This window comes from Ochrobactrum sp. S1502_03, from assembly GCF_044435015.1.
GTDB classification, from domain to species: domain Bacteria; phylum Pseudomonadota; class Alphaproteobacteria; order Rhizobiales; family Rhizobiaceae; genus Brucella; species Brucella chromiisoli.
In genome coordinates this window covers 1-13,276 of sequence record NZ_JAYEXN010000055.1, presented here as the reverse complement: position 1 = coordinate 13,276, position 13,276 = coordinate 1, and the positions used below count along the sequence as shown (strand labels likewise).

Genomic DNA, 13,276 nt, shown 5'->3' with positions numbered 1-13,276 from the left:
CCGATTGAAATCGAAGGTCATGTTACCCTTTAAATAAGGGGTCCCGTTTGGATGCCGATAACCCCTCAAATGGGGTCCTTATTCCATGCTTAATGACATGCAGGGCCGTCCGGTGCCAGTTGATCGGCTCGAAATAGGCTTGCGGAGGCGGCACCTGCACATAGTCGAGGGACGGCATATAGAAGGCGCGATTACCACCGATACGGAAGTCGATGCCGGTGGCCCCGATCAGCGCCTCGACCCGAGGTTCGATCAGACCCGGCGGCGGTGGCGGCGCGACTGCCGTGATCTCATCGGGCAGGCCATCGCATTGCGCGGCGTTAAAGACCGTGAACCGCTTCAGGAACGGAATGGCATGCGCATCCTCACCCGTTTCGCGGGCACGGCGCTTTTCGTCCTCGGGGGTAAAACGGTCGGCATAAACGACGGTGGTGCCGCGCTCGCCCTTCCTGACATTGCCGCCCAGCGAAAGCGCCTGTCGGAAAGTCAGCCACGCCTGACCCGGGAAACCGTGCTGGATGACAGCACCCCAGAGAATGAGAATATTGATGCCTGAATATGACCGGCCGGTTGAAGCATTTCTCGGCAGGCCAAGCGGGGCGGTATCCGGCGATGCGCCCCAGGGCTGGACCCAGGGCAAACGCCCTTGCTCCAGCTCGGCGATAATCTTGTTGGTGATGTCGTCGTAAAGGTTGGTGCGCGCGCCACCGTCAGCGGGGCTGCGATCATGTCTGGTCATCGGGATGATCTCCGCGACGGGCGCCGGAAGCCTCTCTCCCTGCCCTCAACCCGTCACGGCAAACCCGTCCGCACTCTCACTCTGAAGGGGGCGTTGCGGGGTCTCCCCGCTGAAGGGGCTGCGTCGGCAACGCCAGTGCCGACCAGGGGGAAGGCTTTCCCCCAAATGCCTCTGTATACTGGACAAAAAGAGCTTTGCTGGTTTCTTATGCAAGCTGGACCGACTCGCGCCAGTCGGAAGACGACTACTGCATGCCGCAATGGTTATCTAAGTATTTCCGAGGAATTTTCGTGGCCCGTTATAACCCAGATGCTGATCTTTCTCCCCTTTACGAGACCATGGATCGTCTTCGCACTGATTGCCTGATCGGCGATGGTTCCCTGCTGTCACCTGGACGCTCACTCTGGACCGCTGAACACTTTGCGGAATTGCAGCGTACCTACGTGCAGAACCTCGATGAGGGCGAAGGCAAGTTCTTCGAAAAGCTGAAAGTCCAGCTGTCTGACGCAACTGCTGAAGCGCACTGCCTGATGGCCGAGCTGATCTGGCTACTTTATGCCTTCCAGCGCCGCGATGTCTCTCCCCCGACCAAGGATCGGAAAGTCCGCGAGGTTTGGTCCTGGTCAGGCCAGGATTTGCCGCAAGACGTGGCGGCCCTGACCGAACAGGTTCTTTACGGTGTCGGTCGGGCTGGCCAAGGATATAACAACAATAAATGGCGCGAGCTCGTTCTGTTGATTACCGCCATGCAGGATCTCAAATCCCGGCCTGTTGATGAACGTCGACGCCTGCTCGGAGACGGCGGCGCATTTGCCAGTTGGTTCGAGATACAGGTGAACGGCGAGAATCGACAATTGCGTCATATCCTGCCCTTCCTGCTTTTTCCTGACAGCTTCGAGCGCATCAGCGCCGGCCAGCATAAACGGGATATTCTGGCTGGCTTCGGGGCCACAACCCCAGCCGATGTCGGTGCTATGAGCATAGCCAAGCTCGATGACGCACTTCTGACTTTGCGCAAGAGCCTTGAAGCCAAGCATGGTTCACACGTCGATTTCTACGAGGGTGACTTCAGGCCTGTCTGGCAGAAGCCGAAAGAAAAGAAGGCGCACTCGACAGATAAACTGGATGAAGAAGCCGTCGTCCCAGCTCCATCCGGTTTTGAACTGAATACGATCTTCTATGGCCCTCCGGGTACGGGCAAGACGTTCAGCACCGCACAACGCGCCGTCGAGATATGTCTAGGCCAGGTGGCGTCCGATCCGGGTGCAGTGCGCGCGTCCTATGAGCAACTGGTCAAGGACGGGCGCATCGGCTTCGTCACCTTCCACCAAAGCTATACCTACGAAGATTTCGTCGAGGGACTGCGACCCAAGCCGATGGCATCGGGCGCAGGCTTCACGCTCGAACCGGAAGCAGGTGTGCTGAAAGTGATGGCAGAGCGGGCTTCGAAGCAGGCCGGCAACCATGTCCTCATCATTGACGAGATCAATCGCGCCAACATCTCGAAGGTTCTGGGCGAACTCATCACGCTTCTGGAGGCAGACAAGAGACGGGGAGCGCCTGCGGCGATCACCGTCACACTTCCTTATTCCAAGACCGCATTCTCTCTTCCGGCCAATCTGTACATCCTTGGCACGATGAACACGGCCGACAGATCCATCTCGCTGCTGGATACAGCACTGCGGCGGCGTTTCGTGTTTGAGGAACTGCCACCCGATTCCGCAGAACTCGCAGGCATCGAGCTCGACGATAGTGCGCTCGATCTTGCAGCCATTCTGGACAACCTCAATCTGCGCCTTGTCTATTTTCTTGGAGAGGATGCCCAGATCGGCCACGCCTGGTTTATGGGCGTCAAGACGAAAGCCGACCTCGATCGGGTCATGGCGTTCAAGGTCATCCCGCTGCTGCGTGAGTATTTCCATGACGACATTGAACGGGTTCGCATTGTTCTGGGTGGCGGCGACGGCTTCCTGAATCGATCCCCTATTCCGGTTCCCAAGGGGGCTGAGGGATTTGCTGAGGATCGGTATCGCTATTCCGATGTTTTTCGGGAAGAAGGCGGATATCCTGAAGCAGCTTACATGGCTCTTCTGGGACGGGAATAATGCCCAAGCAGAAAAGCCATTACTCTCTGCCGGAATGGTCCTCTCTGCCCATTGGCCCCGACGGAATCAGCGAAGGACAAGCCGAGCAACTGCATCTTGCCGCTATCACGGCTGCCCGCAGGCTTGGCGTGGCGGAGAACGGCGTACTGGCGCGCGGCTTTCGGAAGCTGGAAACCAAGCAGGTTTGCGGCATTATTTCCGTTCCGGGGATCAGTTTGGAAATCCTGCCCAAGCTCACCGACGAGGACGGTGCCTTGCGAGCAACCCTTGTGCGGATGATTGCGGTCGCCTTCGACATACCGCTTTCAGAAGGGCAGATCGCGCAAATGGGCGCACAGGAGAGCGACCTTCTCGAAGCCTTTATCAAACTGTTTGTCACACGCCTTGCAGAACAAGCGAAATCCGGTCTGACGCGCGACTATGTGCCAGAGGAGGATATTTTGCCTAAGCTGCGGGGAGCGCTCGATGTGCGGCAGCAGATCGTTCGCCGATCGGTTGACCCCTCCCGCCTGCATTGCCGGTTTGACGAGTTTTCCGAAAACACGCCGCTCAACCGGCTGTTCAAGGCCAGCCTGTTGCGCATCATCCCCTTTGTGCGCTCCGAGCCTCTGCGTCGCCGGATCGCTAATCTGACAGCCCGCTTCGCCGACATCCCCACCAGCCCCGCCCCCCTGAGGGAGCGGATCGTCTGGAACCGGATGAATGAGCGGTTTCGTCAGGCCCAAATGCTTGCGCGCATGCTGATGGAAGCAGAGTGGCAAAACACGAGTTCCGGACACGGCACGGGCATTTCGTTGCTCTTTCCGATGAACATGCTGTTTGAACGGTATGTTGCCCGCTGGCTGCAACGGGTTCTTCCGCCCGGATCAGTGTCGATTCAGCGTCGACAGCACACCCTGTTGCAACATGGCGCCTACCCTCTAATCCCCGACATCGTCATTGACACGCCTGAAGGTCCACTGGTCATTGATACGAAATGGAAGGATCTCGGCAAACAGCCCGGCTCTACGCCAAATGTGAGCCAAGCCGATCTTTACCAACTCGCGTCCTATGGGGCGGTCTACAACGCCAGCCGCGTCATACTTCTATATCCAGGACGGAAGCACACGCCACCAACGACATGGCACTATACCGCCACAGACCGCAGAGTGGAAATCTGGCAAGTCGATTTGGCTCAAGTCCAACAAAGAAAGGATTGGGAGATCATCACTTATGCCATGATCCATTATAAGGAAAACGGCATTCCTCCTCGGGCAGATATTCTTCTGACGAGAGTAGTTTAGTGATGATCCTGCAGGCGGCCCGCGCAATATTTGAGAGAAATAGAAAGGAAATGAAAAATCGTGGCTTCATAAGCAGTTAGGGCCATGCAAAAATACTCGTTGCGCCGATCCGAATCGGACATCTCGCGATGTATAATTACAGAACTAACGACTAGACGATGGCATTATATTTGGGGGCGTGAAAATTGAAGCTACACAATGTGAAGATTGAAAACTTCCGATTGCTGCAGGACGTCGAGATTGGGTTCGAAGATAGAACCACGCTGATCGTGGGACGAAACAATAGCGGCAAAACATCGATTGCAGAGCTTTTCCGCCGACTCCTCTCAGAAAAGACTCTCACCTTCCGTCTCGAAGATTTTTCTCTCGGCTGTCACGAGAAGTTCTGGAACGCATTTGAGGCGTTCAGCGCCGGAGCGGAGGTTTCAGACGTACTGGATACACTTCCCGTCATTCGTATAACAATTGATGTTTCGTACGACGTTGACATGCCGGACCTTGGAGCTTTGGGCGACTGCATCATCGACCTAAATCCAGATTGTACATATGGGCGTCTTGTCCTGACTTTTGGCCCTCGACCCGACGCAACTACATTTCTCTTCGCCGATCTCCCTGCACCAGAAGAAGATGCAGAGAATGCCAGAAGTGCGCTTTTCCGTGCTTTGGGAGCGCGGGTTTCTGCCACCTACATATCGATTTTAGAAGCGATTGATCCTAACGATCCCACGAATAGGAAGCCGCTCGAAACGAAAGTGCTCACTGCTATAATACAAGGCGGCTTCATCAATGCGCAACGTGGATTGGGTGACGACACGAAACGCGAACGAGATGTTCTCGGAAAAGTCGTAGAAATACTTTTTCAGTCGGCACTAAGCGATCCGACCGACCCTGAAAAACGGACTACCGCCGAACAGTTGAAAAGCGCTGTCGAAGACATTCAAAGCGATCTGCACAGCGACTTCAATGTCAAGCTTACATCGCTGCTGCCCACCTTCGAACTGTTCGGCTACCCCGGACTGGCTGATCCAGGACTCATCACTGAGACGAGCTTTGACGTTGAGAGGTTGCTAAGCGATCACACCAAGGTCCGTTATGTCGGGAAGAACGGGATAACACTTCCAGAAACCTACAATGGTCTCGGCGTGCGTAATCTCGTCTTTATGCTGCTGCAACTCTTGCGCTTCTTTCGTGAGTATCAGGCAACACCGACGGCGGCTGGAGTGCATCTAATATTCATCGAAGAGCCGGAAGCGCACCTTCATCCCCAGATGCAGGAGGTATTCATTCGGCAACTTGATCAGATCACGAATGCTTTCGTCACTCAATTGAACGATAATCACCCTTGGCCCGTCCAGTTTGTCGTTACGACGCATTCGCCGCACATGGCTAACGAGGCCCGCTTTGAATCCATGCGCTATTTCCTGTCGAAAGCGGACGAAAATGGCGTCCGGCGGACCATCATCAAAGACCTTCGCCGGGGCATGGGAACTGCGCCCGAGCCTGATCGGGAGTTTCTACATCAGTATCTGACTCTCACCCGTTGCGATCTGTTCTTTGCCGATAAGGCCGTCCTGATCGAGGGAACGTCGGAACGCCTCCTCCTTCCGACAATGATTCGAAAAACGGACAATGCGGCACCTGGAGCACCGCAGCTCGGCAGTCAATACCTCACCGTCATGGAAGTAGGCGGAGCCTATGCTCACCGCTTCTTCGATTTGCTGACGTTCCTCGAACTCCGCACATTGATTATTACGGACATAGATGCGGTTCGTCCCAATGCAAACAACAAGCGCGAGGCCGTACCTGTCGCCCAAGGGCAATTCACGAGTAACGGTTGTCTAAAGGCATTGTATGGTGCCGATATATCTCCGGCTGCCTTGCTCATCAAAACACCAGACGAGAAGATTACAAATGGCAGGCGCATCGCGTACCAGATTCCAGAGCAGGATGGTGGAGCGTGCGGGCGGAGCTTCGAAGATGCGTTCATAATCGCGAACCCTGGCCTTTTCGCGCTTGGAGAGGAAGATGTTGCAACGGCGGCGTATGAACTCGCTGCGGAACAAAAAAAGTCCGCCTTTGCTCTGCAATACGCGATCACAAACACCGAGTGGATTGTTCCCCGTTACATCTCTGAAGGTTTGAGATGGTTGGCACAGGGTAATCCGGCCCCTGTGCCTCCCCCAGTGGCCGTAGCGGTCGAAATCCTCGCCGAAGCTGCCGGGGTCGAGATCGCCCCCATCCAGGGAGGCGAACATGGCTGAGGGACAAGAAAGCCCCGCAGATGCCGCTGGTCGCATTGCTCTGGAACGCATGTTCGCTTGCCTGGATGAAGGACGCAGCTTTCGTCTAGAGGCGGGCGCCGGAGCTGGGAAAACCTATTCTCTTGAGAGAGCACTTCGCAGATTGATTGAAAAGCAAGGCTCCGCGTTGCTGCGGCAGCGCCAACAGATCGGCTGCATCACCTACACCAACGTCGCCAAGGACGAGATCATTGCCAGAACGAACGCGCACCCTGCGGTGAGACCCGAAACCGTGCACGGTTTTTGCTGGTCAGTCCTTCAGGATTTTCAGCCTACGCTGCGTGAACTGGTTCCCGGGTTGCCGACATGGGAGGAGCGGCTTGCGGAAACCGGCGGCGTCGGTCATCGTCGTATTCATTATGAACTTGGCTACCCCGGCGTGACAGACGATCAGGTGTCACTTCGCCATGAAGATGTATTGTCGCTGATGATTCAGGCGATGAGTCGCCCCAAATTTCGTCGGGTTCTGACTTCACGATATCCCATTCTGCTTATCGACGAATATCAGGACACGGATGCCGGTTTCGTTGATGCGTTGAAAGAGTGGTTTCTTGATCGAGGTGAAGGCCCCTTGATCGGTCTTTTCGGAGACCACTGGCAGAAGATTTACGGCGAGGGATGTGGGCTGGTGGAACACCAGGCACTGGAGGTTATAGACAAGCAAGCGAACTTCCGGTCCGTTGATCCGATTGTGCAGGTCCTCAACCGTATGCGTCCAGACTTGCCGCAGATGGTTAGCGATCCCGCTGCACAGGGTGAGACCCGTGTATTTCATACAAACAACTGGCCGGGGCAGCGACGAACCGGACAGGGAGGCGGCCACTGGAAAGATGATACCAGTCCCGAGGCAGCTCGTGCTTACTTTCAGCATATGAAGGATCGGCTGGCAGCCGAGGGCTGGGATCTATCGGTAGAGAAAACAAAAATACTGATGCTCAGCCACAGTATACTTGCTCGGGAGCAAGGATACGAGAACATTCGGAGCATCTATGGCCAGTTCAACGATCCTTGGTTGAAGAAGGATGATCCTCACATCAAGTTTCTTGCGGACCAGCTTGAACCCGCCTGCGCTGCGTTCGAGGCCAACCGGTATGGGGAAATGTTCGAGGCGTTCGGGTCGGGCATGCCGCGCATCCGTCGTCATGAAGACAAGATCGCCTGGACCAATGGCATGAACGTCCTCATTGCGTTGCGGCAGACTGGAACGATTGGCGAGATAATCGACTTCATCGCCGCCCAGCCGCACATGCGGCTGCCTGCCGCTGTGGAACAACGCGAAGCGAAGCTCGCTGAGGTCGGAGATGAACCCGTAGAAGGGGAACCCCGCCGGATTACACAGCTTAGAAAGCTACGGACGGTTCACTATACGGAATTGATAGCGTTGGATCGTTTCATCGACGGGCACACGCCATTTGCTACGAAGCACGGCGTGAAGGGCGCGGAGTTCGAGAATGTTATGGTGATCGTGGGACGTGGCTGGAACAAATACAACTTTGTACAGACCCTAGAATGGATGGATGCAGCGCCTCCTGCTGACAAACAGGATTTCTTCGAGAACAATCGGAATTTGTTCTATGTTGCATGTTCACGCCCCAAGGTGCGCCTAGCTTTGCTGTTCACGCAACTCGTTAGTCCCGCAGCGATGGCAAAGCTCACAGAGCTGTTTGGTGAGAACAATCTCGTAGCCCTGCCTCCTGATCCGGTCGTAACATGAGAGCAATTCTGAGCCCACTTCAAGAAGCACATGGAGACTATCGTCACAACCAGAGCCCGTTGTCTCACATGATCAAACGTACGAGTGGCCCGCGATTTCAAGCAAGACGCATTTCCTCGACAGCATGGATCGCGGGGCAATCTACATCATGCCGTCGCTCGATATCGAGTCGGCGCCCTGCCGATAGCCCAGAAGGCAACTTGAATGACTGAGAAATGATGGGGTTCGATCTGAGACAAAAAATTACCGAAAGCGGGTACGCCCTAATCTCCCAGCATCGCCCTAATGCTGACATCGTCGAAGTCGCTAACGAACTCGGTGATCCACTCACGCCTTGGGAAGGCGGTCTTGTCCAAACTTTAATTCCTCGCGAAGAATCGGCTCCGAATACATATAGCGGGAACTTTGGTCTGGGCCGTTTTCCGTTTCATACCGATCTTGCCCATTGGCGGACACCACCGCGCTACTTACTCCTACGATGCCTGATCGGATATGATGACGTTCCCACATTGCTGATCGATGGCCGCGAGCTCGTCAACTCCGTTTCTCGAGACACTCTCGCACGCGCAGTCTTCAAGCCACGCCGGCCCCGCCATGGAGCCCTTGTGCTTCTTCGCCTGCTCGAACGTACGTCAGATGGCACCGACCTCCTACGATGGGATGAAATATTTCTTCGGCCAGCGAGCAAAGTTGGCGACACCGCCGACGCCCAGATTCGTGATTGGCTTGCGAAACGTGACCCTTTGTCGATTGCCCTCATTCGTCCGGGGGATACCCTGATAATCGACAACTGGCGCATGCTGCATGCCCGTTCGCCGATACCGCCAGGACGAGAGGATCGTTCTATTGAGAGGGTATATTTGGGAGGGCTAAAATGAAGACGACAATCAAGCCGGGCGCAACGCCGGCAACCTTCGACCCGGAGGCACTCTACGCGAAGGCTGTGCGCTACATCCAGAACATGGATGAATATGACAGCGATAAATGGGAATACGCCCTCTGGTCGAGCCTCGCTCTAGAATTTCTTGCCCGCGCCGCTCTGGCAAATGTAAGCCCCGCGCTGCTTGCAGAAGCCGATAAAAATGGGTCGAATCTCTATTTTTCGCTTGGCTTCACTCCGTTCGAAGAGAGGTTCTCGCCGAGATCCATCGCAATCAGCGAGGTGTTCAAACGCCTTTCAGGGATACTGCCGGAGTTCACCAAGGAGCATGAGAGCTTCGGTGTCGTGCATACCGGCAAGCGCAATGCCGAGCTTCATACTGGCGAACTCGCATTCGAGGGAATTAGGGGATCGACCTGGCAACCAAGATTCTATCAGACTTGCCAAATCCTTCTGACGTCAATGGGCATCCCACTCGATGAGCTTCTTGGCGAAGACGAAGCGGAGGTTGCTAGGAAGCTGATCGATGCAGCTGCAGATGAGAGTGCGAAAGCCGTGAGGGGGGACGTTGAGGCGCACAAGAAGGTCTGGAACGCCAAGCCAGAACACGAGCGCGCGACGCTGCAAACGCAGGCGTCAGTGTGGGCCACCCGTCAAAGCGGTCATAGAGTCGACTGTCCGTCATGTGCGTCGACCGCACTTGTGCTGGGAGAGCCGGTTTCGGCCCCAACGCAGAAGCTCGACGACGACGAAATCATCGAGACACAGGAGTATCTCCCGACGCATTTTGAATGCGTAGCCTGCGGCCTCAAGATTGCTGGCCTCTCCAAACTCGCCGCAGTGGGGCTCAGCGATCGATATAAGAAGACTCAGACCTACGATGCAGCAGAATACTATGCTCCCGCTGACGATTGGTCCGACTACGAAGACGACAATAACGAGCGTTAATAGTCGGCTCAAGGTAACTTGGCCCGATACACCATTGATGCGCTGCGGAGAGCGGTGGAGAGAGTCCTAAAGAAAACTAGCTGCCACGGAGCGGCCGAAGGAGAAGACTATGGGCGCGCGAGATGAGTTCTCACCCAGAACCAAACAAACACTTGCAGAACGAGCTGCGCACTTCTGTTCGAATCCTGACTGCCTGAAGTTGACTGCGGGGCCACATTCGGATCAGGAGAAGAGCCTGAGAACCGGTCATGCCGCTCACATAAGGGCCGCCGCAAGCAACGGGCCGCGCTACGATAAGAACCAAACTCCTGAACAGCGCAAGCACATCTCAAACGGCTTGTGGCTTTGTAGGGAATGCGGTGACATCGTTGATAAGGATGCTTCGCCTCACAAGCCCGAACTTCTCCGTCAGTGGAAACTTGACCATGAGGCGCTGATCGCGGAGGTTCGCACGAAAGGCTATGCGCAAAGCCTCGTGCTTCTGCAGACACGGCAACAGGCGCCCCAGCTTGCGAAGGACATAGTCTCAGAATTTGAGGACCATCGCGCACTCTGGGAGTCGTTTGACGCAGAGTTTCCCGACCGGGTTCGCCAATCGCTGGACCGTCTGCGGTTCAGGTTACTTGATTTACGAAGGGGGCTACCCCGAGGTGGCGAACTGGATCAGGTACTCCAATCATTGACGAAAACGATCCTGACGTTCTTCGTTCAAGTCGAGGAAATCGACTTAGTGACGCTACGTTGCGACAGCCGAAACCCCAGTTGGTTGCGGTTTAGAGATGCGCTAGCGACGCTGCGGAAGTCGGTCGGGCTGCAGCTTTTCCATCTTTGCGATGCTTACAAGACGAGTCCCACCGATGAACTAGCACAAATAATGCCCCGAACCGACTAACAGAGCGATAGTGGAGTACATCGCCACCAACCGACCCATCCCTTTTCTACGCCAAGGCATCCCATTCGCCGCACAGCGTTTCCCGAGACCTTCCCTACGCTGAAATTCCGCGGTTCCATTGCCCCAGCCCCTTTCCGGGCATGGGATATTGGAGACGATGGCGGTCAAGCGGAACAGGATCAATATCGAGGTTACGCCCTCGACCGAACCGGAAACGGACCGGAATGATCCTGCGCGCAAAGACGCTGCCGTGATGCCGCTTGCTCGCCTGATTGGTCGCCAGATCGCCCGCGAGCAGTTTGAGCGTAAACTGACAGCGGAGCGCAAAGCTCAACGCCACCTGCGAAGCTGACTGCAAATCTCCTTGCATTTATACGTGTAATACGTATTATATAAGCAGACCTATTCTCGTGGAGTCTGCGATGCCAACCACAACTTCCCTCGAATTCCAGCGCAAGTTCGGACAGTATCTGAACGAGTCTCACCGTGAGCCGGTGGAGATCACGCGACATGGACGGCGCGAGTTTGTACTGATGTCGGCCGCCCAATATGATGAGCTACTGTCAGCCGCGCAGCGCAGCGGCAAGGCCGCTGAAGCCGCCACCGAACCCGAACGTCATTAAGATCCCTCCCCCGACACGGAGCCTGAAAGGACTGCCGATATGACCCGCGTGGCGCTTTATGCCCGATATTCTTCCGACAATCAGCGCGAAGCGTCGATCGAGGACCAGCTCCGTATCTGCCGCGAACAGGCGAAGCGCGAGAAGTGGAAGATCGTCGGAACCTACAAGGATGCTGGCATCTCCGGCGCGAGTATGATCCTGCGCCCCGGCATTCAGGCACTCCTGCAGGACGCCCAGGCAGGCCAGTTCGACATCGTACTGGCAGAGGCTCTGGATCGCATCAGTCGTGACCAGGCTGATGTGGCCACCTTTTACAAGCATCTCAAATTCGCAGGCGTTCCGATTGTCACGCTGTCCGAGGGCGAGATCAGCGAGCTCCATGTCGGCCTCAAGGGCACGATGAACGCGCTGTTCCTGAAAGACCTTGCCGCCAAAACCCATCGGGGCATTCGTGGCCGCGTTGAGGACGGCAAATCGGGTGGCGGTTTGTGCTTTGGCTACAATGTCGTCAAACAGCTCGATGCGCGCGGTGATCCCATTCGCGGCGACCGGGAAATCAACGAAGCGGAGGCGAATGTTGTCCGGCGCATCTTCCGCGAGTTCGCCGCCGGCGTCGGCCCCCGCACCATCGCCCGCACATTGAACGAGGAAGGTGTCCCGGGTCCGGCTGGTAAGCTCTGGAGCGACACCACGATCCGTGGCCATGTGAAGCGCGGTACGGGGCTGGTCAACAATGAACTCTATATCGGCCGCCTCATCTGGAACCGGCTTCGTTACATCAAGGATCCATCGACCGGAAAGCGCGTCTCGCGCCTGAATCCGGAATCGGACTGGATCATCAAGGATGTCCCGGAACTGCGTATTGTCGATGACGAACTCTGGCATTCAGTTCGTGTCCGACAGGGCGAGATCGCCGAAAAGTTTGCCAACGTCACCGAAGCCGTACGCAAACACCACAAAAAGAATCGCCTGAACGGCACACGTCGGCCGAAGTCACTCCTGTCCGGCCTGGTGTTCTGCGGCTGCTGCGGAGGCCCCTACTCGCTTCGCGGCGCTGATCGGTTCGCCTGCTCGAACCACATTAGCAAGGGCGCCTGTTCGAACAGCCGCACGATCCCGCGTGAGTGTCTGGAAGCCCGCGTGCTCTCCGGCCTGAAGGACCGCATGATGGCGCCTGAGATCGTCGAGGAGGCGATGCGCGCCTATGCCGAGGAAACCAATCGGCTGAACCGGGAACGCCGCTCCAGCGGCGATGCCTGGAAAGCAGAATTGGTGAAGATCGAGAAGCAGATCCGCGGCATCATCGAGGCAATCAAGGCCGGCATGTTCCACGAGAGCATGAAGGCAGAGATGGACACGCTGGAAGCGCGCAAGACCGAACTGAACACTTTGCTGGCCGACGCGCCAGAGGACACGCCGGACATTCTGCCGAGCGCCTCGGCGATCTATGCGAAGAAGGTCTCCGCCCTGACCAAGGCGCTCAATCGCAAGGAAGAGCGCCAGGAAGCGGCGGAGACATTGCGCGGCCTGATCGAGAAGATTTCGCTCACACCGGGGCCGGAACGCGGCGAGATTTACGTAACGCTGCACGGCGAACTGGCCACGATCCTCAATTGGACGGAGCGTCAAGCCATTGGAAAGGCTACAAAAACAAACACTCCCGGAGGTGATCTCACGGGAGTGTCGTTATCAGTGGTTGCGGGGGCAGGATTTGAACCTGCGGCCTTCAGGTTATGAGCCTGACGAGCTACCGGGCTGCTCCACCCCGCGCTATTTTTTGAACTATTCGGGT

Annotated in this window: 9 protein-coding genes, 1 tRNA gene and 1 pseudogene; 9 read left to right on the top strand and 2 right to left on the bottom strand. The window is 56.2% G+C overall.

The window, feature by feature from the left end; all coding sequences use genetic code 11:
- Positions 1 to 85: 85 nt before the first annotated feature.
- A pseudogene (locus tag VBH83_RS18570) lies at positions 86 to 739 on the bottom strand (ArdC family protein); the annotation flags it as partial.
- Positions 740 to 1,029: 290 nt separating this feature from the next.
- On the opposite strand from VBH83_RS18570, the gene VBH83_RS18565 reads away from it, so the two are divergent.
- From VBH83_RS18565 to VBH83_RS18525, 9 genes are all read left to right on the top strand, one after another.
- Positions 1,030 to 2,844: an AAA family ATPase gene (locus VBH83_RS18565; protein WP_122066913.1), complete on the top strand. Its 1,815-nt coding sequence runs from the start codon at positions 1,030 to 1,032 to the stop codon at positions 2,842 to 2,844.
- Positions 2,844 to 4,127, top strand: a complete 1,284-nt coding sequence (locus VBH83_RS18560) for a calmodulin-binding protein (protein ID WP_122066914.1) — start codon at positions 2,844 to 2,846, stop codon at positions 4,125 to 4,127. Before VBH83_RS18565 ends, VBH83_RS18560 begins: the two co-directional genes overlap by 1 nt.
- Before the next feature lie 185 nt (positions 4,128 to 4,312).
- Positions 4,313 to 6,388: an ATP-dependent endonuclease gene (locus VBH83_RS18555; RefSeq protein ID WP_122066915.1), complete on the top strand. Its 2,076-nt coding sequence runs from the start codon at positions 4,313 to 4,315 to the stop codon at positions 6,386 to 6,388.
- On the top strand, positions 6,381 to 8,141 hold the full coding sequence (locus VBH83_RS18550; protein WP_122066916.1) for an ATP-dependent helicase: 1,761 nt from the start codon (positions 6,381 to 6,383) through the stop codon (positions 8,139 to 8,141). Before VBH83_RS18555 ends, VBH83_RS18550 begins: the two co-directional genes overlap by 8 nt.
- Positions 8,142 to 9,015: 874 nt before the next feature.
- Complete coding sequence (locus tag VBH83_RS18545) at positions 9,016 to 9,969, top strand: hypothetical protein (RefSeq protein WP_013368614.1); 954 nt, start codon at positions 9,016 to 9,018, stop codon at positions 9,967 to 9,969.
- Between the two features lie 109 nt (positions 9,970 to 10,078).
- On the top strand, positions 10,079 to 10,861 hold the full coding sequence (locus VBH83_RS18540) for a hypothetical protein (protein WP_013368613.1): 783 nt from the start codon (positions 10,079 to 10,081) through the stop codon (positions 10,859 to 10,861).
- Positions 10,862 to 11,018: 157 nt separating this feature from the next.
- Positions 11,019 to 11,213 carry a hypothetical protein gene (locus tag VBH83_RS18535; RefSeq protein ID WP_044008229.1) on the top strand — a complete coding sequence of 65 codons (195 nt, stop codon included), beginning with the start codon at positions 11,019 to 11,021 and terminating at the stop codon, positions 11,211 to 11,213.
- Positions 11,214 to 11,283: 70 nt separating this feature from the next.
- Entirely contained in the window at positions 11,284 to 11,484 is a 201-nt protein-coding gene (locus VBH83_RS18530) for a type II toxin-antitoxin system prevent-host-death family antitoxin (protein WP_014538221.1), read from the top strand.
- Positions 11,485 to 11,523: 39 nt separating this feature from the next.
- On the top strand, positions 11,524 to 13,221 hold the full coding sequence (locus VBH83_RS18525) for a recombinase family protein (protein WP_396998994.1): 1,698 nt from the start codon (positions 11,524 to 11,526) through the stop codon (positions 13,219 to 13,221).
- On the opposite strand, the gene VBH83_RS18520 is transcribed toward VBH83_RS18525, so the two are convergent.
- Positions 13,178 to 13,254 (bottom strand) — tRNA-Met (locus VBH83_RS18520). The genes VBH83_RS18525 and VBH83_RS18520 overlap by 44 nt on opposite strands.
- Between the last annotated feature and the right edge of the window lie 22 nt (positions 13,255 to 13,276).